Source organism: Roseivirga sp. E12, from assembly GCF_017592825.1.
In the GTDB taxonomy this organism is placed as follows: Bacteria; Bacteroidota; Bacteroidia; order Cytophagales; family Cyclobacteriaceae; genus Roseivirga.
The window spans coordinates 1,566,006-1,590,952 of the sequence record NZ_JAGFMD010000001.1 but is presented as its reverse complement, the minus strand read 5'-3'; the positions used below and the strand labels follow the sequence as shown (position 1 = coordinate 1,590,952).

The following is a 24,947-nucleotide window of genomic DNA, read 5'->3' as shown; positions in this document are numbered from 1 at the left end:
CCATGTTTAAACAATATTTCGAACAAGTTGAAAATGTCGCGATCTGGCCTATCATTTCGCTGACCATATTCTTTGTCTTCTTCATTGGCTTGATCATCTATGTGTTCAAGATCAACAAGGGCTATATCAAGCATATGGCAAAACTACCTTTGATCGAAGATCAGGATGGAATCAATAGTGTATCTAACTCTAAACATCAGAATCATGGATAATTCAACACTTTTTAGTCAAGAAATGATGATCTACATCACCTTTGGATTAGTCATTGTAGTGGCACTATTGGTATTGGTTGTCGCAGTTTATGTGCTCCAATTGCTCAAAACCTTTATGAGGCAAGGGATGAGCGAGGAGGCGTTAGCAGCAGAATCGGCAAAACCAAGCATGTTTGCCAGCCTATGGGATAAATGGAATGCCCTAAAGCCTCTTGAAGAGGAAGAAGCCATTCTACTTGATCATGATTATGATGGTATCAAAGAGTTGGATAACCACTTGCCACCTTGGTGGAAAGGGCTTTTCTATCTGACCATTGTGTATGGTGTTATCTATATTCTGATCTTCCACGTGTTCCAAAGCTCTCCATTACAAGAAGAACAATACGAGATGGAGATGGCTGAGGCGGCTGCCCTAAAAGCCAAGAATGAAGCCGATTTGGTCTTTGACTTTGACGAGAACACGGTAACACAATCTACTGATCCGACAGAGTTAGCTGATGGTCAGGCGTTTTTCGAAGCCCAATGTGCCATTTGCCACAAGGCTGACGGAGGAGGTCTAGCAGGACCAAACCTGACGGATGAGTACTGGAGAAATGGTGGTAGTGTATCAGATGTTTACAAGGTGATCAAAAATGGAGTCCAAGGGACAGCAATGATTCCTTGGGAGTCTCAATTGAACCCGATCAAACTTAGAAATGTGACTTCCTATGTAATGAGTTTACAAGGTACTAACCCTCCAGGAGCTTTAGGCCCTGACGGAGAGTTGTACACACCTGAGAACTAAAAGGGAGAGAACGTAGGGATGGCTGAGGATAGTAAAATCAAGGACTTATACCATTACGATGAACAGTTTCGTGATGCTATAGCCACCGTGGATGAAAAGGGTAAACGCATCTGGATTTACCCTAAGAAGCCCAAGGGTAGGTATCACAACAAAAGAGTCATTGTAACTATTGTTCTTTTATCGATCCTTTTTGCCGGACCCTTTATTAAAATTGGAGGAGAGCCTTTCTTATTGCTCAACGTTTTTGAGCGCAAATTCTCAATCCTTGGGGCCGTATTCTGGCCCCAGGATTTCTTTATTCTGACGCTGATTGCCATTACTTTCTTCGTCTTTATCATTCTATTTACTGTGGTATTTGGCCGAGTGTGGTGTGGATGGGCCTGCCCTCAAACGCTTTTTATGGAAATGGTATTTAGAAAGATAGAATACCTTATTGATGGCGATGCCGGGCAGCAGCGCAAGCTTAAAAAGATGCCATGGAATGCCGAGAAGATTCGAAAGCGACTCTTAAAACATTCTATCTATATCGTGATCGCTGTGCTGATCGGCCACACGGCAATGGCTTACCTTATTGGTATTGAGGAAGTCAAAGAGATTGTCACTAAATCTCCAAGCGAGAATCTGGCAGGGTTCATTGGGTTGATTGCCTTTAGCGGAGTTTTTTATGCTGTTTTCGCTTATCTCAGAGAACAGGCTTGTATTGCTATTTGTCCTTATGGCCGCCTGCAAGGAGTGCTCTTGGTCAAGAATTCAATGGCAGTGATGTACGATTGGATTAGGGGTGAGCCTAGAGGTAAGCTTAAGAAAGCAGAACCACAAAAAGAGAAGGGCGATTGCATAGATTGCAAGCTATGTGTTCACGTATGTCCTACTGGGATCGATATTCGTAATGGTACCCAGTTAGAGTGTGTTAATTGTACAGCTTGTATCGATGCATGCGATGATGTAATGACTAAGATCGGCAAGCCGACAGGTTTGATAAGGCCTACATCGGCTACCGCGGTAGAGGAGGGGCGACAGAAAATCTTCACGCCTCGAGTTGCGGGGTATACGGGTGTACTGTCCGTACTGATCATCTTACTAACAGTTTTTGTCTCAGGACGTGCCGATGTGGAGGCCACAGTATTGAGGGCGCCAGGAATGATCTTTCAAAAGTTGGATGATGGACGCATTCAGAATATTTATAACATCCAGTTCCTCAATAAGACTGCTGAAGGTATGAATTTAGAAGTGACCATTAAGGACATGCCGAATGCGACCATTGAAAAAGCAGGTGGCGGTACAATTAACTTGGCTGCCAAATCTAAATTTGCTGGGGTCTTTATCATCAAGATCCCAGCAGAAGAACTAGATGACCGAAAGAACCGGATAGTATTAGAATTGCGATCAGGCGAAGTGGTGATCGATGAGTTGAAAACAAATTTCCTTGGACCAGTAAAATTTTAATTATGAATTGGGGTAAAAAGATCATTCTATCATTCGTAGTGTTTATTGCTTTGATTTTCACACTGGTTTACGTGAGTGTCAACACTGATTTCTATTTGGTTGAAGAAGACTACTACGAGCAAGAGTTGGCCTATGAAGATCAAATTCAAAGGATCAAGAACCATGATTCACTGATAGAAAAGCCAGTATTTAATATCGACCGAAGGGCGTTTACGGCTGACTTGAAATTCCCGATTCAATTGAAGAAAGATATGGTGGAGGGAAAAGTCCTCTTCTACCGTTCAAACTCCGCCAAATTGGATAAGGAATTCGAATTAGAATTGAATGAAGCGGGAGAAATGATAGTTGACATTTCGAGATTTGCCGTTGGCGCCTGGAAGGTGAAGATTAAGTGGGCAGATGGTCAAAAAGAATACTATAAAGAAATCGCTTTCGTCATCTAATGTTGCTTGCCACTGCCATAGTATTTGGTTTTTTGGGCAGTCTTCACTGCTTGGGGATGTGTGCCCCTTTGTTGTGGGCCATTCCTGAAAACCCAGAAAAAAGAGCCAAATGGTGGTTGAATAAGCTTATTTATAATGCCGGTCGTGTATCGGTATATGCCTTACTTGGCTTAGTCGTGGGCCTTGTCGGTCAAGGAGTCTCTTTGGTTGGGTGGCAACAGCATATTTCATGGATTACCGGGGTGGTCTTAATACTTGGCTTGGTTTTGAGTATTTGGGGTAGTCGTATTCGCGCCTTCAGTTCCTTCTCAAATCAATTCAATCGAAAAATCAAGAAGGGACTCTCAAAGACGCTGGCTCGCAAGAGTTATAGCTCACAACTTATGTTTGGCGTATTCAATGGCCTCTTGCCATGTGGTTTAGTCTATATAGCGCTCATCGCAAGTCTTTCTATGACTTCCATTGGGGGAAGTATGGCATATATGGCACTCTTTGGTTTAGGAACCATTCCGATGATGTTGGGAGCGGCAGTTTTCAAAAAGTCAGTTCAGTCACTAAAAGGCATCAGCTTTAATAAGCTATATCCAAAAATTGTGTTGACCGTTGCGATCCTCTTAATTGTTAGGGGAATGAATTTGGGGATTCCCTACCTGAGCCCCAAAGTGGGTAATCCCTCCGAGATTACTATCTGCGAGACTCCATAGAAATTATGAACTTATGACTTTGGTCAGGTGTTTTTAATATGTAATTCACCAACTTGACAATAGTTCAATCACTTAAATTTTTAAGCTATGAAAACCATACTTGTCCCAACCGACTTTTCTTCTCAAGCTAATAATGCACTTGATTTGGCAGTTCAAATCGCCAGAAAATCTGGTGCTAAAATATTGGTGATTAATGTAATTGAAGGCCTTCGTGACTTCTCTTTCAATACCATGGGGGAAGCCGAAAATGATGCGGCAGAAGAAGTTTTTATTGTCAGGAAATTAATTGATCAAGTGAAGCTGCGCTTAAGCGAGATTGTTAACAATGAAGGCTATGCGGATGTGTCAATCGAGTCTGCCGTGGAAATGGGTAATGCTTTTGAAAGCATCTCGAAAGTAATTGCAGATCATGACGCAGACCTTCTGGTGATGGGAACCAAGGGTACCAGCGGACTGGAAGAAGTTCTGATCGGATCGAATACTGAGAAGGTGGTGAGATATGCTAAATGCCCCGTAATTACCGTAAAGGATCGAGTTAAACTTGGCGAGATCAAGAATATTGTTTTTGCCAGTAACCTCCAAGATGAGCAAACAGAGCTGGTAAAGCGATTAAAAATTATTCAAGAAGTCACTGGTGCTACTTTACACCTTGTAAAGATCAACACACCTAACCACTTCAGTACACAGCGCCAAATGATGAAAGAGTTCAGCAACTTTATTGATAAGCATGATTTGTCAAATGCCTCTACTAGCATTTACAATGAAGCAACAGAAGAAGATGGTATTCTCTACTTTGCTGAAGATCTTGGTGCTTGCATGATTGCAATGGGTACTCACGGAAGAACAGGGATTCTTCACCTACTCAGCGGAAGCATCGCAGAAGACCTAGTAAACCACGCCCAAGTGCCCGTCTGGACGCTCTCCCAGAAGAGGAGAAAGTAGAACATTGCAGAAACTGACGCTAAAGTCATTCGGTCTTTGACTGAATGACTTTTAGTTTTTAGTACTTTTGGTCTTATGGGTAGAAAGAATAACCGTGATAAGGGAAGGTCTGGAGTAGTTTATTCTACGAACTCGGACTATTCATATGACTATGAAGGAGATAATGAGGAAGATACTTTAGCCCCTTCCGACCAGAACCTAAAAGTGATGCTCGATAAAAAGAGCCGTGGTGGAAAGCAAGTGACACTGGTGGAAGGTTTTGTCGGAACCGATGATGACCTTAAAGATTTAGGTAAGACCCTAAAATCAAAATGTGGAGTGGGCGGCTCGGCCAAAGATGGAGAAATACTTATTCAAGGTGATCACCGAGACAAAGTGATTCAAATACTTCAAAAAGAAGGTTATAGGGCCAAAAGAGTTGGAGGATGATAAACTTCAAATCCAGTAGTATCGCCTTAATTCTTGCGTTTTTGATCACCGGTTGTTCTGTGGACAGGCTGCCTGTGATTGAAGGTACTTTAAAGATCAATGGCTCGGATGTCTTCTACAAAACCATGGGAGATGGCGAACCTTTGTTGGTAGTTCATGGCGGTCCCGTTTTGGATCATTCCTATTTGCTTCCCCATTTCAAGGAACTTTCGAAAGACTATAAGTTGATCTTTTACGACCAGCGAGCCGCTGGTAAATCTTCTCTTAATGTGGATGCTACCACAATGACTTTGGATGGTTTCGCAGAGGACATCGAAATTCTAAGAGAGACTCTAGGCTTGGCAAAAATCAACTTGCTGGCGCATTCTTGGGGTGGACTGATTGCAATGAAGTATGCCCTTCAATATGACCAAAACCTTGATCACCTGATCCTGTCGAACTCAATGGCGCCTAGTGCAGTAGACTGGCAGGCCGAATCGCAGGTGGTGGCTCAAAAAACAACTAAAGAGGACCAAGACAAACTCAATAACCTCACGAGCAGCGGTCTACTTAGGACAGAGGACCCTTCAGAGGCAATTCAGGAAATGATGATGATCTCTTACAAAGTTCATATGTACGACATAGCGAATATTGAGAAGCTTCAGCTTTACATTCCCAAGGACTTCATTTTAAGAAGCCAGAAGTATGGTAGTCTGAATGCCGACATGGTTGGTTATGACTTGTATGATCAGTTAGTAGGAGTAAAAACACCAACATTAATCATGTATGGAGAAACCGAACCGGCTGTTGACCTACATGCTAATAGAATGGCCGAATCATTTGCAGATTCAGAGTTATATATTGTTCAAAAGTCCGGCCACTTTCCATTTGTTGAGGCTAAAGAGGATTACCTGAATAAGGTGCGCTCATTTTTGTCGAACTAAGCGCACCGCTTGCTTCAGGATTGAGTATTTAGCTGGCTTTTGATATAAAGGAGTTTAGTTGGTTTTCAAACTCCGTTCTAAGAGATGCATCCGTAATACCGGCTTCATCTGAGAAGTTCTGATTAAAGGAAGGTAGAGAGAATTCTCCTGAAACATCACTTCCTTGGTATGGAAAAGTTTGTGATGCTTGCTTCAAGACTGTTTGCCCACCACGCGGTCCTGGAGAAGTGGCCATAATAAACATAGGCTTGTCCAACCAAATTTTGCCATCCAGTCGGCTGTTCCAATCCATAACGTTCTTGAATGCACTAGAGTAACTACCGTTGTGCTCCGCAAATGATATTATTATACCATCTGCATCGGCAAGGTGCTGTCTAAAGTCCTTCGCTAATTGAGGAATTCCTGCTGCTTTTTCCTTGTCTGTGCTGTAAATGGGCATTTCATAATCGTTGAGATCAAGTATGCTTACCGATGCTCCTTCAATTTGATTAGCTGCAAACACTGCCAGTTTTTGGTTAATGGAACTGCTACTTGAGCTAGCTCCAAATGCTACAATTTTCATTATTTTATTCTTTAAGTTTCTTGATTATTCGTGTGAGGTCCTTTGCTTCTTTTTCTGAGATTTTGGACATCATTGGCTTATGGAAATCCGTGACTTTCTTGTCAAGAAGTTTCAGAAACTCTATTCCCTCAGCCGTGATGTTGATATCCATTTTCCTGCGATTTGTTTGGCACTCTTGCCTGCTGACCAAGCCTCGTATCAGGAGTTTATCTATTATCCGAGTCACATTGCTTGACCTATGAATCATAAGACTGGCTATGACCTCAACTGTAATGGGTTTTCCTTTTTGACCTTTTAGAATCCTCAATACATTGAATTGAGGTTCAGAAATATCATATTCCTTAAGCTCTTGAGAGACCATATCGGTAATCCAGTGTCCGGTTTTTATGATTTCAACAATGGCACTGAAGTAGGTTTTATTTTCCATATACATGTGTACAACTATTGTATATACAAGAATAGTTCCAAGACTAGAAACTTTTTTAATAATCTCTCATGGTATGGAGAATTTACCGTTGGCAGAATTTTGAATAGTTATGCATTCAACCTGATTTATATTGAGTTCTATTCAAAATCTTACCTCATGTATTTCAGAAGAATAATTCAATCACTTCTACTTCTAGTATTCACCTCTGTCATGGCTTTAGCCCAGACCGACCTATCAATTTTCGAGACGATGAAACCTCGATCTATTGGACCAGCAGGAATGTCAGGAAGAGTCACTTCCATTGATGTAGTTCGGCATAACCGAAATATCATTTATGCCGGCACGGCTTCAGGAGGCCTATGGAAGTCTGTAAGTGGCGGAACAAGTTGGGAGCCGCTTTTCGATAAGGAAGAAGTAGCATCCATAGGCGTTGTGACCATCGATCCCTCAAATGCCAGCACCATCTGGGTGGGGACAGGAGAAGGCAATCCAAGAAACTCATTGAATGGTGGGTATGGAGTTTATAAAAGTCTCGATGCGGGCCGTACCTGGCAACATATGGGACTGAAAGAAACCAAGAATGTACATCGTTTAATTGTACACCCGGATGATCCGAATACGGTTTGGGTAGGTGCAATTGGCTCTCCATGGGCAGAACATGAGGAAAGAGGAGTTTTTAAATCTACAGATGGTGGCAAAACTTGGAGAAAAGTACTTTATGATATTCCAGGGGCAGGAATTGCCGATTTGGTGATTGATCCTAGTAACCCCAACAAGTTAGTGGCAGCCATGTGGGAGCATCGTAGATGGCCTTGGTTCTTCAACTCTGGAGGGCCTGCCTCAGGTATCTATATTTCTTATGATGGAGGTGAAAACTGGGATAGAAAAACTTCTGAGCATGGCCTGCCGAAAGGCGACTTGGGTAGAATAGGTCTGGCCATCTCACCATCAATGCCCGATCGTATCTATGCCTATGTAGAGTCGAAGGAGAATGCCATTTATCGCTCTGACGATGGTGGTAATCAGTGGAGAAGGGTTTCTAATAAAGGAGAAAGCGGTATTGGGAGTAGACCATTTTACTATGCCGATCTTTATGCTGATCCTGAAAACGAGAATAGAGTCTATTCCCTTCATACCACAGTTACTTCTTCGGAAGATGGCGGTAAGAGCTTTAGCACTTTTGTGAACCCGGGCTTTATCCATGTAGATAATCATGCGTTTTATGTGCACCCAGATGACCCGAACTTTATGGTTTTGGGTAATGATGGTGGTATGGAAGTGAGTAGAGACCGTGGAGGCAGTTGGCACTATATGGAAAACCTGCCGATAGGCCAATTCTATCATGTAAGTTATGACATGGAAACGCCTTACAATGTAATGGGAGGAATGCAAGATAATGGAGCTTGGTTGGGGCCAAGCCAACTCTTGAAGCAAGGAGGAATTCGTAATGGTTACTGGGAAAGAATTGTCGGTGGAGATGGCTTCGATGTAGTACCAGACCCACTAGATACTCGTTTTGGCTATTCATTGAGCCAGGGGGCGAATATTCAGCGCTACGATAGAAAGACGGGTGAAATGGTAGGTATACGTCCAGAACATCCAGATGGAGAACGGATTCGCTGGAACTGGAATGCTGGAGTCAATATTGATCCATTCGACAAAAAGACAATCTACCTCGGAGGACAGTATTTGTTCAAGTCCCCCGATCATGGAGACACTTGGGAGGTAATTTCTCCAGACCTGACGACAAACGATCCTGAAAAACAGAAGCAGGCGGAGACTGGTGGTAAACTGAATCTGGATAACTCTGGTGCTGAGATGCATACCACCATCACGGTAGTAGAACCAAGTGCTCTGGCGCAGGGAATGATTTGGGTAGGTACAGACGATGGTAATGTTCAACTGACAAGGGATGGCGGGGAAAACTGGGCGAATAGTGCAGGCAAGTTCCCAGGGCTTCCTGCCAATAGCTGGGTGCAGCAGATCAGAGCTAGCACCTATGATGCTGGCACAGCTTTCGTGGTGTTTGACGAGCACAGAAGAGACGATTGGAGCCCTTATGTTTATCAGACTACAAATTATGGTAGATCGTGGAAAAGAATTGTAAATGAGGGAGATGTCTTCGGCTTTGCTATGTCTATAGTTCAAGATCCGGTAGAACCTAACCTAATGTTTTTAGGCACAGAAAGTGGACTTTATGTTACCATGGATGGCGCTAAAAGCTGGGCTAAATGGACCCATGGGTATCCAACTGTTCCGACAATGGATTTACAAATCCACCCTAGAGAACATGACTTAATCATTGGCACCTTCGGTAGAGCATTGTGGATTCTAGATGACATTCGCCCCTTGCGTGAAGCTGCTCAATTGGGTGTGGCAAAACTCAAAGAAGAAACGATCCATACTTTTGCTATTCCAGATGCTACCAATGCCATCATTGGACCATATTGGGGGTATAGGAGTACTGGGCATGGATTATTTATGGGTCAGAACAAGCCTTTCAATGCGGCCATAAGCTTCTATGCACAGAAGAAAGGTAAAGTAACCATGGAAGTCGCAGATGCCACGGGAAAGACGATCCGTACTCGAACTTATAATGCTGAGGAAGGTGTGAACCGCGTATACTGGGGTTTTGAAGCAGATGGAATTAGACAGCCAGGTTCTCGCAAGCCAACCAGTGCGAATGCGACCAAACCAAGTGGCTATGATGTTTTACCAGGCACTTATCAAGTGAAGCTATCCATGAAAGATGCGAGTTCAAGTCAACCAATTAGTGTGCTAAGAGATACACGAAAACCTTGGGATCAAGCAGAAATTGACGAAAAGCAACGTTTCATCACCCAGTACTATGATTTGGTATCATCAGTAACAGCGGCAGTAGATCGCATTGATGAAGCCACAAGTATTGCTGATAAAGTGTTGGCCATTGACAAGGACAATAAAGATTTGAAAGATAAGGTTACGGAAGTCAAGAAGAGCTTAAAGGATTTACGCGGAATGGTGTCTGCACCACGGAGAGGGCAAGGATTGGCTAGAAATCCTGACTTGATTTCAAGTCAGTTGGGAAATATTAGAGGTAAAATGCAAAGCAGTTACAAGCCAGTGACTCAGCCGCAACGATTTGCCTATGAAAATGCAAAGAAGGCGGTAGAGCCTTTTGTTGAGCAGGTAAATGAATTCTTTACCAATGATTGGAGCGCCTTCAAGACTTTTGTAGAAGGGTTAAACTTGGAGCTGGTAAAGGGGTTTAATGACTAATTCGGATTGATCGCAATATCATGCAAATAAGAAAAGCTACTAAAGATGATCACGAGGCCATTTGGGGAATCACCGAGCAAGTAATTGCTACCTGTGAAAGCTTAGTTTTTGCTCCAGATACGAGTAGAGAACGGATGTTGGCCTTTTGGTGTAATCGAAAGAAACACGTCTATGTAGCCGTCATAAACGATAAGTTAGTAGGTACATTCTTTATAGCAGACAACCAGCCTGGAATGGGCGCACATGTGGCCAATGCAGGATATATGACTGATCCATCATCAGAAGGGCAAGGGATAGGCTATCAAATGGGGGAGTTTTCCATTCAGGAAGCCAGACGTTTAGGCTATAAGTCAATGCAATTCAACATAGTGTTAAAGAGTAATGAAAGAGCTGTAAGGCTTTGGCAAAGACTAGGCTTCGAAATAGTAGGAGAGGTGCCCGAGATTTTTGATCACCCAAGCAAGGGGTTAATCAATGGTTACGTGATGTGGCAACGACTTTAATTTCTCTATTTCCTCTGCGAGGTTTCAGTTTTATAATTCTGTTCTTGATTTACCTTTTCAGCCTGGTTTTGAAGATAGAACCCGAAAAGGAGCAATACGATAAGAAGTAATAGCTTTCTCATAACCTTTGATTTTTGACCTGTTGTTGATCAAATATCACCAGATGTTATGAATCGTAGGTTTAAGCTTAGGTAAACCACCAGATTTACTCGGTAAACGACATATTTATCCAGTGGTTTTTTTGAACCTCATTCCTATTCGGTTAAAAATGAGCCTCTAAACGAGCTTTTCTTTGAAGAAACCGATGGTCCTTTCCCAAGCTAGCGTTGCAGCCGCTTCGTCATATCGAGGGGTAGTGTTATTATGGAATCCATGATTGGCACCTTCATACACAAAAGCCTGATGTTCTACATTATTGGCCTTGAGTGCTTCTTCGAAAGCCGGCCAGCCTGCGTTGACTCTTTTATCTAACCCACCATACTGAAGCATCAATGGTGACTTAATCTTAGCGGTGTCTTCTGCAGAAGGTTGCCCACCGTAGAATGGTACCGCTGCCGAGAGAGTAGGAATTCTTACTGCCATCATATTAGAGATCCAGCCTCCAAAGCAGAAACCTACCACCCCTACTTTACCATTACAATCAGGGTGCTTCATTAGGTAATCATAGGCGGCAATAAAGTCTTCCAGCATTTCATTACGATCGCGTTTACGTTGCATCGTTCTACCTTCATCATCCGTACCAGGATAGCCGCCTAGAGGGGTTAAGGCATCTGGAGCTAAAGAGATAAAACCATCCACAGCTGTTCTTCTGCCCACATCCTCGATATAGGGATTTAGACCCCTGTTTTCATGAACCACTACCACTCCAGGCACTTTACCCGTTGTGCCTGTGGGCTTAGAAAGTAATCCTTTTATGCTACCACCGCCGTTTGGCGAGTCATAATTGATGTAATCCGAAGTAAGCCTTTCGTCACCCTCCTTGATTAGCCTGGTGGTTTCGTAATCAGGCATCATGCTGCTCATTAAAGAAGATAGCGTTAATCCGCCAATGGCATAAACAGAGAGTTTTTCTACGAATTTTCTTCTATCGATCTTATTATGAGCGTAGTCATCGTATAAGTCGAATACTTCTTGATCGATTTCTTCTTTAGAGAGCTTCTTCATGGCAGTTGTAAGAGTTGGTCTTGATTAAGACAGTTGATTTTGATTAAGGTTTAATTTAAGGGTCAATCTGCCATTTCAGATGCAAGGATTACCGTAGGGGTAGTGTTGTGTTCTACGGGTGCTACTGTTTTTAAATAGCGATACGTTGATCTAAGAATATCTTCAATGGTTTCCAGAAAATATCATTGTTTGAGGAGGCAAATAGGTCCATTGATTTCTATAATTTTGAGATATGAGTAAAAGAGCGCTTGTAAAGTATCTTCAGTCATTGGATAAGCAGGAATTGGAGGATCAAGTTTTAGACTTATACACTCGCTTTAAACCTGTGCAGACCTACTACAATTTTGTCTTCAATCCTAAAGAAGACAAGCTGGTTGAGGAGGCGAAAATGAAGATTGCTAACGAGTACTTTCCACTAAAGAGAAGAAAACCAAGGGCCCGAAGGTCCGTGGCGCAGAAGTATATAAAGCAATTCTTATTATTGGGATTAGACCCTGCCTTGATTGCTGAGGTGATGCTCTTTAATCTCGAGACAGCTCAAAGATTCAACCAGAAGAAAAGAATTAACCAAGACGCATTCTACAAGAGTATGTTCAACTCTTTCGATCAAGCCATAGCGCATATAGAATCGAATGGCTTGAGAGCCGTATTTAAAGATCGCATCCGAGCTGTTGTCGAGACCGCCTGGGATCAGGAATGGTTTAATGCAGAGGGGCTAGAGGATAAAGTGGCTAGCTGAGCTTAGTCTAACAACTCATCCAAAACATCAAAAGCTTCTTCTGTATCACCGACAAATCGATTAAGGATTTCACCTTCTGGGCTTAGAATAAACTTGGTGGGAAAACCAGCTACATTCAGCTGTAGAACAAGGTCTTGATCTCCACTAGCAGCTAAGATTTGGGTCCAGTCATAAGATTTGGGTTCAGTAAACTTGAGTATCTTTTCCATGGTATCACCACTGTTCACTCCAAGAATCACAAGCTTGTCAGCATACTTCTCTTTATACGCCTTAACCTTCGGCATTTCAGCAATACATGGAGCGCACCAGGTACCCCAAAAGTCTATCAACACATACTTTCCTCTCAGACTATTCAGTTCGAATGTTTCACCATCATTGGTAGCATTGGTCGTAAAGTTTGGCATAATCTTGCCAACCTTGGTAGACTCGATACCTTCGACACGCTGTGCCACGGCTTGATAAAAAGGATATCCACTCAAGCTGTTGTCTAGAGATTTGAAAAAGGCAATTGACTCGTCCTGAGAAACATGGCTGCGGATCATCATGTCGGACAGATACCAAGCAGCGGCCTGTGACAATGGGTTAGAGGTTACAAAGTCTTTTTTAACCTGGATCACCTCTTTGTCAATTTTAGCCATAGATGCCTGCAGCGTTTCACGCTTTGGGTCGGACTCTTCTAACTTGTTGATCTCCAATTGCATATTTACGGATTGATTCATCAGCGGGAAAATTTTCTTGTTGATCTCAGCTAGCTCATCATTACCCTTGGTTCCCGTAGGGTAGGCGTTTACGAAGTCAGTGATTTCTCCTTCAAAGACAATCTCATCACCAGGACTGGCTAGAAATGCGAATTGTGAGGACTTTGCGGGGTAATAGCCTCTTCCAGTTCTCTTGATAGTGCTTTCAACATTTGGCCAGAAAATGATATGGGTAGGCTCATCGATTTGGCCTGTATATGTGAACTTGTTGTCTTTGACAAAGACAGAGTCGCTGACTCTTTTTCCATCAGCATCTCTATAGCTGTAGGACATGAATTCTGTGTCGAGTCCAGTAATATTCCCGGAAACTGTGAAGCTATTGCTTAGGTCTTTGGTTTCAGTAGTACAAGCAAAAATTGACACAAGCAATGCCAGTGACATGCTAAATCGTAATAGAAAAAGTTTCATAGTCTAAGGGTTGATATCATAAAGAAGCGAAGCTTTCCTTAAACATGCTAATGAAATTCTTTGAGGGGTATAATAAGAAAGCGTCATGAAACTCTTCTAGAGGCCACTCCAAAAGAATAGCATGACGCTTTTCTTTATCTATCAATAGTTTTACTCCGATCGCAGGGCATCTACAGGGTTGGTGCGTGCAGCCTTAAAGGTTTGAAAACTCACTGTCAACCAGGAAATGGCCACTATTATTGAGCCTGAAAGTAAAAAGTGCCATGGTGATAGTGCGATACTATACTTGAAGTTTTCCAACCAGCCCTGAGCAATGAAGTAGCTCAATGGTAAGCCTATGACTAGGGCGACAAGCACCATTTTTGCAAAGTCTAATGATAACAGTCCCACGATCTTCCAATTGCCTGAACCTAAGACTTTACGTATTCCGATTTCTTTAGTGCGCTTTTCGGCTGTAAAGGCGGTTAAGCCCAGAAGCCCTAGGCAGGAAATTATGGCAGCTACAATGGCAAAGAACTTTGATAGGGAGGAGATCCTTTTTTCACTTTGATACATCGCTTGATAATCTGAATCCATAAAGCTGAATTCAAAAGGCAAGCCATTGCTAAACTCCTCGAAGCGCTCCTCAATGCTTGCAAGCGTATTGGGTATGGTCTCTTTCTGGATTCGGACAATTGTACTATTTAAAACAGGATAGGCCTGAATGAGGGTGGGTTGAATGGTTTCATAAAGAGACTCTGCATGAAAATCCTTGACCACTCCAATGATCTCTTTTTCACGACCCCATAGATTGATAATCTTACCGACAGGATCTTCAAGGTCCATTTGTTTAATGGCGGTTTCATTGAAGATAATTTTTTTGTCTTCGTTTATTCGGCCGCGTTCGAACGTTCTACCTTGCACAAGTTCTATTCCCATGGTTTCGATAAACCTAGGACTCATTTCAAGATTGATGAACATGGTCTTGTCATCGGTTTTTTTTCCAGGCCAACTGAGTCGGGTACTTCCGTGATCACCAGTCAAGTCATGTCCGGTTGATGCGGTACTAAGCACTCCGGGTATGGACTCCAGAGATGACACAAAGCCGGGATAGGCAGAGTCATCAATTCCAGTATTGTCGAACTTGACGATATTTTCGCGGTTATAGCCAAGGTTCTTGTTTTGAATATAATCGATCTGTTTGGAGACTATTAATACACTGAAAATCAGTATGATGGAGGCAGAAAATTGAAAAATAACGAGCCCTTTACGAACGAGCAATTCGCTAAAACTTTTCGCAAGTTTCCCCTTTAATGATTCGGTCGTTTTTAGTCGAGATAAATAGAGGGCCGGATAACTTCCTGCTAGTAAACCTGTGAATAATAGGATGACCCCAATGCCTATAGCAAGTTCGGATGTGAAATTGATATTCAGTGCTTTTCCAGTGATTTGGCTGAATTGGGGTAAAAGTGACCGCGCCATAATCAGAGCCATGGCCATACTTATAATTGTCATCAAAAATGATTCCGTGTAATACTGGGTAAGGAGGGCTTTTCTTTTTGCACCAAGCGCCTTTTTTACACCAATTTCTTTAAGCCTTCCGGTCGCTTTTGCCGTACTCAGATTCATAAAGTTGATACATGCAATGGCGAGAATGATCATGGCAACAATGGAGAAAAGACGCACATAGACTATTCTACCACCAGAGACGGTACCGTTCTCATAAGAGCCCTTGAGATAGCGATCTGAGAACTTTTGGATGAAGAGTGTACCACTTGATTTGGGGCGCTTGGCTTGAATAAGCTTTGTGATTTTGGCATCGAATTGATCCGCAGAGGTGCCTTCTTTAAGTAGTACAACCACATCGGGATTGGTATTGCCCCATTCCTCCATGTATTTGCGAGCATCTATCATCACTTTGGCGTTCAGCAACATGTCGAATTGCATGGATGAATTATCAGGAACGTCTTCGAAAATCCCGCTGATCATGTAGTCTCCTGACATTTTTCCCTCGTTCCAATGGAGGGTCTTACCAATCAGATTGTCGATCGTTCCAAATACTTTTTGAGCCAAAGATTCTGAGATGAGCACTTCAGTCTTGCTTTTCAAAGCGGCATTTGGATTACCAGAGACCAATGGTACTGACATGATCTTCATAAAGCCAGCATCAACGTATTGTGCTTTTGCCCTGATCTGTTTGTCTTCCATTGAGATGTATCCTTTGCTGCCAAAAAACTCTGGAGCCCAAATCATAGAGGCAGATTCAACCTCCGGATAGTTGGTCCTCAGTTCTTCTGCCAGCGGACCGGGCATCGTAGAAGTGGTGTTTATTATGCCATTTTGGTTTCGATTTCGCATGACCTGATAGATTTGGTCATCTTTTTCATGGAATTTGTCTATCGACATTTCATCAACTACCCATAAATAAATGAGCAGGGTGGAGGCCAGCCCTGTGGCCAGTCCGATGAGGTTGATAAAGAAAGTACTTTTAAAGCGCTTAAAGCTTCGGATAGAGATTAAAAGGTTGTGTTTTAACATGGCAATTTTATTAGTTGAGTATTGACTTTTGCCTTTAAAAAAAAGATGGATGATGATGCCAAATACTTCCATGGTATAGAAGAGTCTGGCTTTGCTGAGTCCTTTGACTTTTATGTTATGATGAAACAATTCTTCCAGGTCCCATAGAGCCGTTGACAAGAAGTCATAAGAGCAGAAACTTTTTAGTAACCATTTGGCGAACCGTGGTGGTCGTGCATTTTTGTGCTTTATGCCCATGATTTATTCGCTCCTCAGACTATCGGTTATATTAATTTTGACCGATTTGGCCGTTTGTGCTGCAATAGTTAACCATGCCACAATGAGCATAATCAAGCCTGAAAGAATAAAGTAGAAAGGCTGCAAGTCTATTCTGAATGCAAAGCCATCTAGCCAATCTTTCATCAAGTAATAGCCAATTGGGAGGGCAGCTGTGATCGCAATTGCTATTAGAATCAAGAACTCTTTGGATAGCAAGTGAATGATGCCCGAGTTCTTAGAACCAAGTACTTTTCGTATGGCTATTTCCTTAAATCTTCTTTGCGTACTAAAAGCGGTCAAGGCCAAAAGACCTAGACATGAGATGACTATGGCGACCATAGCAAAATAGTCGGACAACGAAGAAATTCTTCTTTCCTCATCATAGAGTTTTTGATAATTGTCGTCTATGAATCTAAATTCGAAGGGATAACCAGGATTGAAAGAGGAATGCAATGCTTCTATCTTCTTCAACGTTTTGGCCTGATTATCTCCTGATAGCTTTACCATGATGTTTCGAGAACCGGAGTCAAGCCTAAAAAAGAAGGGTTGGATTTTTTCATGCATTCCTTGAAAGTGGAAGTCTTTGATTATACCGACAATTGTATACGCTGGCCCGACATATAACTTTTCTCCAATTGGATTGTCAAACCCAAGAACTTCGGCCGCAGTTTCATTAATTACTATTGCTTTCTTATCAGATGGAAAATCTGTGGAAAGGAGGCGTCCGGATTTGAGTTCAACTCCCAACATTTCAGCGATATCATATCCGCCATCAACGAAATGGAACCAGATACCCTTGTCGTCAGGGTTCTGACCTTTCCATTCTAAATTATAACGTGAACTAACCTTAATGCCCAGATTTCCTCCCATACTCGAAGCATTAGCGACTCCGGGGATGTTCTTGACTTCTTGTATAAAGATTTCCGGAGAGTCACGAAGTTTACCTTCTTTTTGGAATGAGATTAAGTGTTCGGTGTCATAGCCCAAATTAAACTGTTGAACGAAATTGATTTGACTATGAATCACCACGGCCGAAATAATTAACGTGGCCGAAATCATAAACTGGAATACTACTAATACTTTACGCAACGATAAAGCTCCAGAGCCAGGATTTAGTTTTCCTTTCAAAGCCAATACAGTATTGAAACCGGATAGATAAATTCCAGGATATATGCCTGAAACTAGACCTGTCAATAACGTAATACCTAAAACGGGTAGAATAACTCCAGATGCTCCGAAAATGGATAAATCCTTAGCCGTAATTTCGTTGAATTTAGGCAATAGCAAGAGTACAATTCCGACTGATAGTATCAATGAAAGAGAGGTCATGAATATGGATTCGGCAAAGTGCTGGTAGACCAAGCTTCTACGTTGAGCCCCAACTGCCTTTTTAATACCAATCTCCTTGATTCTTCTAGAGGCCTGTGCAGTGGAAAGGTTCATGTAGTTGATACAGGCAATTACTAGTACAACTATGGCTATAAGAGAAAAAATTCTAACATTGACCATCCTTCCTGCTGTGGGTTCTCCGTTTACGTACTGTCCATAGAGGTATCTGTCAGTGTATTTTTGAATAAACAACGTCTGTGATTTGCTCTGAAATTCTTTAGTATGGAGGTAGTCTTTAATTTTCGAGTTGAACAGCTCGATGTCCACTCCCTCTTTCAATACCAAGTGAGTCTCAGTTCCTCCGTTATACCATTTTTTCATTTCAGGACGAGCAGTAAGAAACTGATCAAAACTCATTAGTATGTCGAAGTCTAAAGAGATGTTTTTATCAGGTCTGAATACTCCGGAAACTGTGTAGGGTCCGTTGAAGTTTACACTTTTGAAGTCAACCGTCTGACCAATGGCGTTGGCTGAATTTCCAAACAAACTGATTGCCATGGATTCTGATATAGTAATGCCATTTTTATCATCAAAGGCAGTTTCTTTGTTTCCCGAGACAAAATCGCATGGGAATACATCAAAATATCTGCTGCCAACAAAAAGTTGTTGGGCTCGTACATATTGGTTTTTATACGATAATATGCCCTGGTAGAACTTTACATTAACAATAGGTATTGTATAATCAATTTCTGGCAATTCAGAGGCCATCGCTTGTGACATAGGAGTTGGTGCCATCGTCTTTGTCTGAATTCCGCTAGGATGAGCCGTATTGACTAAAATTTGATAATGCCTATCACTATCCTTTTCACCGAGCTGATCCATATGCAGTTCGTCATTTACCCAGAGGTAAATCAACAGTGCGCTAGCCAGTCCAATGGCCAATCCGAACAAATTGATAAGGAATGTGCTTTTAAAGCGCTTAAAGCTTCGGATAGAGATTAAAAGGTTGTGTTTTAACATAGCTGTTTTGTTAGTTGAGTATTGACTCTTTCCTTTGAAAAAAAGATGAATGATGATGCCTAACACTTCCATGGTATAGAAGAATCTGGCTTTGCTGAGTCCTTTGACTTTTATGTTATGATGAAACAATTCTTCCAGGTCCCATAGAGCTGTTGACAAGAAGTCATAAGAGCAGAAACTTTCTAGTAACCATTTGGCGAACCGTGGTGGTCGTGGACTTTTGTTCTTTCGACTCATGATTTAAGCAGGTCAAGTTTAGCGTTTGGCAGGCGGTTGAAGAGACCGTTTCGCATAGCGCGTACTTCATCCAATGCCATCATCCCTTCTTTGGTGATGTCGTAGTACTGCTTTCTTCGCCCGCCCTGTTTTTCGGTGATTCCGCCAATTCTGGAATTGACCCAGCCTTTATCTTCTAATCGTTGTAGTGCTGAATAAAGAGAGCCAAGGCTTATTTTCTTCTTAAGTTGACGCTCAAGCTCCAGTTTAATGGTAACGCCATAGGCATTGTCCTGGAGTACACCTGCCGTGAGGAGTACCAGTTCTTCAAAGGCACCTAAAGTGATTTTTTTCATTTATTCTCTTTTTCGGAATAAACATACGAATAAAAAGTATGTTACGGAAAAGAGAAGAAATATTTCTTAGGGTTGCATGAAATAAAGGAGGGTATGATTTTTTACGTCATTGTGAGCAAAGCGAAACAACCCTCCTGCCTGCCGGACAAGTATTGTTCAGCATTGAGGACATCGTTTCGGTCGTGCTTTCCTCACAATGACGGTTGTGGTTTGGGTTACTCTGTTCTTAATGACTTCAACGGGTTGGTCATGGCTGCACGCACAGTCTGGATACTTACAATCATGAGGGTGACTGCTAACGATCCAAAGATTGCAACTGCAAAAATCCACCACTCCAGGCTAATACTGTATTCATAGGAATCGAGCCATTGACTCAACGGTGAATAGGAGATAGGTACTGCGATGGCGGAGGCAATGCCAATTAAAATGACAAAATCAGTTGACAAAAGCTTCCATAGGTTTCGTAGGCTTGCCCCTAAAACCTTGCGGATGCCTACTTCTTTAATTCGTTGCTCCATAACAAAGGAAGCTAGTCCGTAGAGGCCGAGTGTGCTGATAAGGATAGTCAAAACACTGAAGAAGGTAGCAAGACTGGATATTCTCTCTTCTTCCTTGAATTTTAAGCCGTATTCATCATCCACAAAGCTATATAGAAAGGGATGTGTAGGTGCTAACTCACGCCAGGTATTTTCGATTTCTGGGAGGGCTTCTGAGAGACTCACCTGAGGGTTAACTCTAATGAACAAATAACCCAGGTCAGCTTCAATTGGGAAAAGAAGAGCGGGTAATGGCGCCTCAAAAGGAGATCCTTTAATCATATCACTTGCCACTCCAATGATGGTGTATTCGTTTTTACCATTCCAACCGTTTTTCGCTTTTATTTTCTTTCCAATTGGGTCTTCAAGGTTCATTACTTTTAATGCGGATTCACTGATAATGACACCGTTCTGCATGTCAGATACTAGTTCTCGGTCGAAGTCTCTTCCTTGAAGAATTGACCAGCCCACTGTTTTACCATATTCAGGTCTTACAAAAACTGTATTGAAAATAACTTCTCTTTCCTCTTCAAGGCCCGTCCAATCAAATCCACCAGTTTGTCCGCGTGTGTTGGTTAATGGATAATTGGCTTGGGCTATTTCAGTAACCATGCCCATTTTTTTCAGCTCTGTCTGTAGCGTGTTAAAGATCCCCACATATTGCTGATTTTGATACTCTATGGTAATCAAACCTTCTTGACTATAGCCGACAGGTCTGTTTTTAGCGAACTGCGTTTGATTGTGGATAGTAATAGTGCCTATGATCAATGCGATGCTGATGGTGAACTGAAAAACCACCAACACTTGTCTTAATTTGGTTCTTCCCTTACCAAATTTGATGGACCCTCTAAGTGCCTGAATGGGTCTAAAGGATGACAGATAATAGGCAGGATAAGCACCCGCCAGGAACGCAGTAATAATGATAAAAGCAAGAGAAGAAAGCCAGAAGCTTGAGTTGGCAAATGGCACTTGAATACTCTTCTCTGAAATATCGTTAAACCAAGGAAGTAGTGCTGCCAGCAAGACCAGCGAGAGTCCAAAGGCTAGGAACACAAACAGAAAAGATTCTGAAAGAAATTGTCTCGTTAGCTGTGTTCTTAACGAGCCAATCGCCTTTCGAACTCCAACCTCCTTCATTCTTTGTTGAGAACGGGCGGTGCTTAGGTTCATAAAATTGATACAGGCCAATAGGAGCACAAAGATGCCCATGGCACTGTAAATCCATATAACTCTTATTCTAGGGCTGGTTTTTTTGATACCATTCTCATAATAAGAATTCAAATGCCAATCTTTCATTGGCATGACAAAGGCTCGGGGCTTGCTTTCACCCTCCATATGTGGGAACATGGTTTCTTCAATTGCTGTTGAAACATCTTCGTGTTTAATTCCCGGCTGTAATTCACCGAAAACAGCCGTATTGTAATTATCCCACTTGAAGAAACCAGGATCGTTGCCATAGGAGAGTTTTAATGGACAAATGAAGTGAGCATCATTAAATGCTGAATTCTTGGGGATGTCTTCGTAAATACCTGTGACAATAAGATCTGTTTTTGCTTTAAACTGAACCAATTCTCCTATTGGGTCAACATCTCCGAATAGTTTTTTTGCCAAGCTTTCACTAAGCATAATTGAGTTTACTTCTTTAAGACTAGCATAGGTCCCTTGTATCATTTTTAACCCCAACAATGACGGCCCATCTTCTTGCATGAATCGTCCAGTCTGGTTGAAGGTGTTACGATTAGTGGATAGGAGCAATTCTTCGGTTCTGTAAGGCATCATTACTACCTCTTTAAAGAAATGACCAAAATTTTCTTTTAAGTGAGGGCCTAATTGGCTTACCTGTGACATATTGGTCATCACCTCCCCATTGCTTCTCTCTCGCTGGTGCATTACCTGAACAATCCTGTCATACTTGTCATGATATTTGTTGTAAGAGAGTTCGTCATTTACCCAGAGGCCAATAAGAAGTGCCACGGTCATACCCAATACCAGACCTCCGATATTGATGAAGGAATAGGCTTTGTGCTTAAGTAGGTTACGATACCCGATTAACAGATTGTGTCTAAGCATGATGTTGTGATTTGAGTGGTTGAACAATGTTTTCTTGGAGGCGAAGGGTCTTATATAGTTTAATACCTGCAACCAGTAATTTCTTTTTGCCTTAAATCTGGAGCGACTTTTTAATGTGAGGAAAAACTTTTCATCCAAATCACCTTGTACTTCTTCTGCCAATTCATCTTTGAGAAACCAGAGCAATAGCTTCTCAGCTAGTTTTGGTGGGGTGATATGGCTGTTATTCCTTTTCATCGTTTTTCGTCATCCTGAGGGAGAGGAGCGACTGGAATTCCTCCTCCGCCCTTTGGGCACCTCCTCCAAAGGAGGACAGGCCAGTGCTCAATCTATTCGCTTCTCAAACTTTCTGTGACATTCACTTTGGCTGATTTGGCCGTCTGTGTCATGATTGTAAGCCAAGCCACAACCATCATAAGTACTCCCGCTATGACGAAATACATTGGGTCCAACCCAATTCGGAATGCAAAGTCATTGAGCCAATTTTTCATGAGGTAGTAACTTACTGGCAGTGCGATTAGGATAGCTAGAAATACTAAGCGGATAAAGTCTTGAGAAAGAAGCCTGACAATATCCGTCCCACTGGAGCCTAAGACCTTTCTGATCGCAATTTCCTTAAACCTCCTTTGTGTGCTAAATGCTGTTAAGGCCAATAAGCCCAGACAAGAAATAGCAATGGCTATGCCTGCAAAATATTTGGAAAGTACTGAGATACGTTCTTCTGAAGCATAAAGTGCCTGATAGTCATCGTCCAAAAACTTGTACTCAAAGGGATAGCCTTCGTTCAAACCTTCATAGAGCTCTTCAATCCGTGAGATGGTTTCTCTTTCGGTGCCTGCTTGTATTTTCACAACGAATTTTTCTGCTTGATCACTTAAGCGAAAAAAGAGCGGCCTGATTTCTTCTTGTAAGGACTGAAAATGAAAATTTTCTACCACACCTATGATCTCTTTCGTTCTGGCATTTGGGTTAAAATTCCCAAATTTTTGACCAATCGGATTTTCTAACTTGGTCATTTTAAGGGCTGTTTCATTCAAGATGTAGGCATCTTTGTCTGTCGGGAAGTCACGTGAAAAATCACGCCCTTCTTTAAGCCTTATCCCAAGCAGGTCGATCAGATCGTAGCCTCCACTAATAATGTGGAATCTTAAATTTTTATCTTCTTCGCTCATGCCTTCCCACTTGAATCCTTGTGAAAAACCAATTCTGCCAGGAAGTTCACCATTCATTTGCGAGGCATTTACTACCCCAGGAATATTTTTGACCTCTGTAAAGAATGCTTGGGCGTCTTTTTGGAGTTTTCCTTCTTTGGCAAAAGTGATGATATGGTCTTTGTTGTAGCCCAGATTAGTCGTCTGGATAAACTCTACCTGTTTGTAAATGACGATTACAGATACTATGAGTATGACTGATATGGCGAATTGAAAGACGACAAGTCCTTTACGTAGCCATACGCCTTTTATCTCGCTTTTTAACTTTCCCTTCAATGCCACAACAGGGTTGAAGCCAGAGAGCAAAAGAGCAGGGTAAATGCCTGATATTAGCCCTGTGAATGCCGTGATTCCGAGAATAGAAAGTATAGCATCGCTGCCCAGATTAAATGTTAATTGCTTTCCGGTAATCTCATTGAATTGTGGCAGGAGAAGAAAAGCTATACCTATGGCTATGATTAAGGAGAGGAATGCCATAAACAGAGACTCACTGAAATATTGAATAATCAATGATTTTCGTCCTACACCAATCGCCTTTTTTACACCAATCTCTTTGATTCTTCTAGATGCCTTGGCAGTCGAAAAATTCATATAGTTGATACAGGCAATGGCCAATACAAAGAGAGCGATAATGGAAAAGAGTCTTACATAAATGATTCTACCGGCCACTGGTATTCCTTGTTCGTAATTTCCATAGAGGTATCCTTCAGAATAGGGTTGAGCGTACAGAATGAAATTAGAATTCTTCCATACTGTTTTCAAAAAATCCTTGATTTTAGCATTGAACTGGTCTAGGTCGACACCTTCTTTGAGTACTAAATGTGCTTGGGTGCCACCGTTATACCATTTCATCATTTCGGGATTTCGAAAGAGTTCGTAGCTAAATAAAGCGTCAGAGGCAGTTGAAGAATTGGGGCTTGATTTAAAAACTCCCGAAACCAGGTATGAGCCACCATAACCTTCATTCTTTAATTCTACTAGTTGGCCCATGGCCTTTTCCGTAGATTGAAATAAACTCAAGGCTAGTTTTTCGGAAATAGCAACCTCTCCTTTGTCTGATAGTATTTTGTGCTTGTTGCCGTGGATAAAGTCGCCAGGAAATATATTGAAATAGCCATTCCCAATAAATTGAAATTGTGCTCGTGCACTGTTGTCACCAGCAGAAAGAACACCTTTGTAATAAGGGTCTATAACCACTGGTACAGCGTACTCTACTTCCGGCATTTCTTCAGCCAGTGCCTCAAATAGGGGGTTGGGGGCCCCATTGAGTTCAGTTTGGATGGTTCCGGAGGTGGGATAACTATATATTATCTGGACATGACGCTGACTATCTTTTTCATTGAAGTTATCTACATTCAATTCGTCATTTACCCAGAGGTAAATTAATAATGCACTTGCTAAACCAGTGGCAAGTCCAAGGAGGTTGATGCCAAAAGTGGTTTTGAAGCGCTTGAAGCTTCTGAAGGATATTAAAATGTTGTGTTTAAACATGGCTGTTTGATTTGAGTTGATTGACCGGTTATGCTTCAAGGCAAAAGGTCTGATGTACTTCAAGACCTGATACCAATAATTTCTTTTTGCTCGACTTACCGATTTTGTGATAATCGTTGAGCTGAATTTTTCTTCCAGATCACCTAAGACCTCTTCTGCTAACTCATCTTTGAGAAACCACAGTAGTAGTTTTTCTGCTAATCTAGGAGGGGTGATATGAGATGGGTTTTTCTTCACCGGA

At 42.0% G+C, this 24,947-nt stretch carries 20 protein-coding genes; 11 read left to right on the top strand and 9 right to left on the bottom strand.

The features are described 5' to 3' along the window. The first annotated feature begins 2 nt into the window (after positions 1-2). From J4E76_RS07030 to J4E76_RS06995, 8 genes are all read left to right on the top strand, one after another. On the top strand, positions 3-212 hold the full coding sequence (locus J4E76_RS07030) for a cytochrome C oxidase Cbb3 (protein WP_208502466.1): 210 nt from the start codon (positions 3-5) through the stop codon (positions 210-212). Next, positions 205-996, top strand: a complete 792-nt coding sequence (locus tag J4E76_RS07025; protein ID WP_208502465.1) for a cbb3-type cytochrome c oxidase N-terminal domain-containing protein — start codon at positions 205-207, stop codon at positions 994-996. Before J4E76_RS07030 ends, J4E76_RS07025 begins: the two co-directional genes overlap by 8 nt. 18 nt (positions 997-1,014) lie before the next feature. Beyond that, complete coding sequence (gene ccoG / locus J4E76_RS07020) at positions 1,015-2,442, top strand: cytochrome c oxidase accessory protein CcoG (protein ID WP_208502463.1); 1,428 nt, start codon at positions 1,015-1,017, stop codon at positions 2,440-2,442. 2 nt (positions 2,443-2,444) lie between these two features. Beyond that, on the top strand, positions 2,445-2,885 hold the full coding sequence (locus J4E76_RS07015) for a FixH family protein (RefSeq protein WP_208502461.1): 441 nt from the start codon (positions 2,445-2,447) through the stop codon (positions 2,883-2,885). Then, the gene (locus tag J4E76_RS07010; RefSeq protein ID WP_208502459.1) at positions 2,885-3,589 is read left to right on the top strand and encodes a sulfite exporter TauE/SafE family protein; all 705 of its coding nucleotides are present in this window, start codon (positions 2,885-2,887) and stop codon (positions 3,587-3,589) included. The genes J4E76_RS07015 and J4E76_RS07010 overlap by 1 nt, the downstream gene beginning before the upstream one ends. An 87-nt stretch (positions 3,590-3,676) precedes the next feature. Continuing rightward, positions 3,677-4,531 (top strand): universal stress protein, encoded by an 855-nt coding sequence (locus J4E76_RS07005; RefSeq protein ID WP_208502457.1) that lies wholly within the window; start codon positions 3,677-3,679, stop codon positions 4,529-4,531. Between the two features lie 75 nt (positions 4,532-4,606). Continuing rightward, positions 4,607-4,960 carry a translation initiation factor gene (locus tag J4E76_RS07000; protein ID WP_208502455.1) on the top strand — a complete coding sequence of 118 codons (354 nt, stop codon included), beginning with the start codon at positions 4,607-4,609 and terminating at the stop codon, positions 4,958-4,960. Next, positions 4,957-5,883, top strand: a complete 927-nt coding sequence (locus tag J4E76_RS06995) for an alpha/beta fold hydrolase (protein ID WP_208502453.1) — start codon at positions 4,957-4,959, stop codon at positions 5,881-5,883. Before J4E76_RS07000 ends, J4E76_RS06995 begins: the two co-directional genes overlap by 4 nt. Positions 5,884-5,911: 28 nt before the next feature. Here J4E76_RS06995 and J4E76_RS06990 read toward each other — a convergent pair whose 3' ends face one another. Together J4E76_RS06990 and J4E76_RS06985 are read right to left on the bottom strand one after the other, a co-directional pair. Continuing rightward, complete coding sequence (locus tag J4E76_RS06990) at positions 5,912-6,445, bottom strand: NADPH-dependent FMN reductase (protein ID WP_208502451.1); 534 nt, start codon at positions 6,443-6,445, stop codon at positions 5,912-5,914. A 4-nt stretch (positions 6,446-6,449) separates the two neighbouring features. Beyond that, positions 6,450-6,872, bottom strand: coding sequence for a MarR family winged helix-turn-helix transcriptional regulator (locus J4E76_RS06985; protein ID WP_208502449.1), 423 nt, complete (start codon positions 6,870-6,872; stop codon positions 6,450-6,452). Between the two features lie 156 nt (positions 6,873-7,028). Between J4E76_RS06985 and J4E76_RS06980 the strand changes: the two genes are divergently transcribed. Together J4E76_RS06980 and J4E76_RS06975 are read left to right on the top strand one after the other, a co-directional pair. After that, positions 7,029-10,130 (top strand): hypothetical protein, encoded by a 3,102-nt coding sequence (locus tag J4E76_RS06980; protein WP_236017291.1) that lies wholly within the window; start codon positions 7,029-7,031, stop codon positions 10,128-10,130. A 20-nt stretch (positions 10,131-10,150) separates the two neighbouring features. Continuing rightward, complete coding sequence (locus J4E76_RS06975) at positions 10,151-10,633, top strand: GNAT family N-acetyltransferase (protein WP_208502447.1); 483 nt, start codon at positions 10,151-10,153, stop codon at positions 10,631-10,633. Between the two features lie 276 nt (positions 10,634-10,909). On the opposite strand, the gene J4E76_RS06970 is transcribed toward J4E76_RS06975, so the two are convergent. Beyond that, positions 10,910-11,797 carry a dienelactone hydrolase family protein gene (locus J4E76_RS06970; protein WP_208502445.1) on the bottom strand — a complete coding sequence of 296 codons (888 nt, stop codon included), beginning with the start codon at positions 11,795-11,797 and terminating at the stop codon, positions 10,910-10,912. 232 nt (positions 11,798-12,029) lie between these two features. Between J4E76_RS06970 and J4E76_RS06965 the strand changes: the two genes are divergently transcribed. Then, the gene (locus tag J4E76_RS06965) at positions 12,030-12,536 is read left to right on the top strand and encodes a DUF6155 family protein (RefSeq protein ID WP_208502443.1); all 507 of its coding nucleotides are present in this window, start codon (positions 12,030-12,032) and stop codon (positions 12,534-12,536) included. Between the two features lie 2 nt (positions 12,537-12,538). Here the strand turns inward: J4E76_RS06965 and J4E76_RS06960 are convergent, their stop codons facing one another. From J4E76_RS06960 to J4E76_RS21155, 6 genes are all read right to left on the bottom strand, one after another. Then, positions 12,539-13,702: a TlpA disulfide reductase family protein gene (locus J4E76_RS06960; RefSeq protein ID WP_208502442.1), complete on the bottom strand. Its 1,164-nt coding sequence runs from the start codon at positions 13,700-13,702 to the stop codon at positions 12,539-12,541. A gap of 150 nt (positions 13,703-13,852) precedes the next feature. Beyond that, positions 13,853-16,456 carry an ABC transporter permease gene (locus tag J4E76_RS06955; protein WP_208502439.1) on the bottom strand — a complete coding sequence of 868 codons (2,604 nt, stop codon included), beginning with the start codon at positions 16,454-16,456 and terminating at the stop codon, positions 13,853-13,855. Positions 16,457-16,459: 3 nt separating this feature from the next. Next, a complete protein-coding gene (locus tag J4E76_RS06950) occupies positions 16,460-19,063 on the bottom strand; it encodes an ABC transporter permease (RefSeq protein ID WP_208502437.1) in 2,604 nt (867 codons plus the stop codon). After that, a complete protein-coding gene (locus J4E76_RS06945; protein ID WP_208502435.1) occupies positions 19,060-19,398 on the bottom strand; it encodes a PadR family transcriptional regulator in 339 nt (112 codons plus the stop codon). The genes J4E76_RS06950 and J4E76_RS06945 overlap by 4 nt, the downstream gene beginning before the upstream one ends. Positions 19,399-19,613: 215 nt before the next feature. Beyond that, the gene (locus tag J4E76_RS06940) at positions 19,614-22,241 is read right to left on the bottom strand and encodes an ABC transporter permease (protein ID WP_208502433.1); all 2,628 of its coding nucleotides are present in this window, start codon (positions 22,239-22,241) and stop codon (positions 19,614-19,616) included. 92 nt (positions 22,242-22,333) lie between these two features. Then, a complete protein-coding gene (locus J4E76_RS21155) occupies positions 22,334-24,943 on the bottom strand; it encodes an FtsX-like permease family protein (RefSeq protein WP_208502430.1) in 2,610 nt (869 codons plus the stop codon). Between the last annotated feature and the right edge of the window lie 4 nt (positions 24,944-24,947).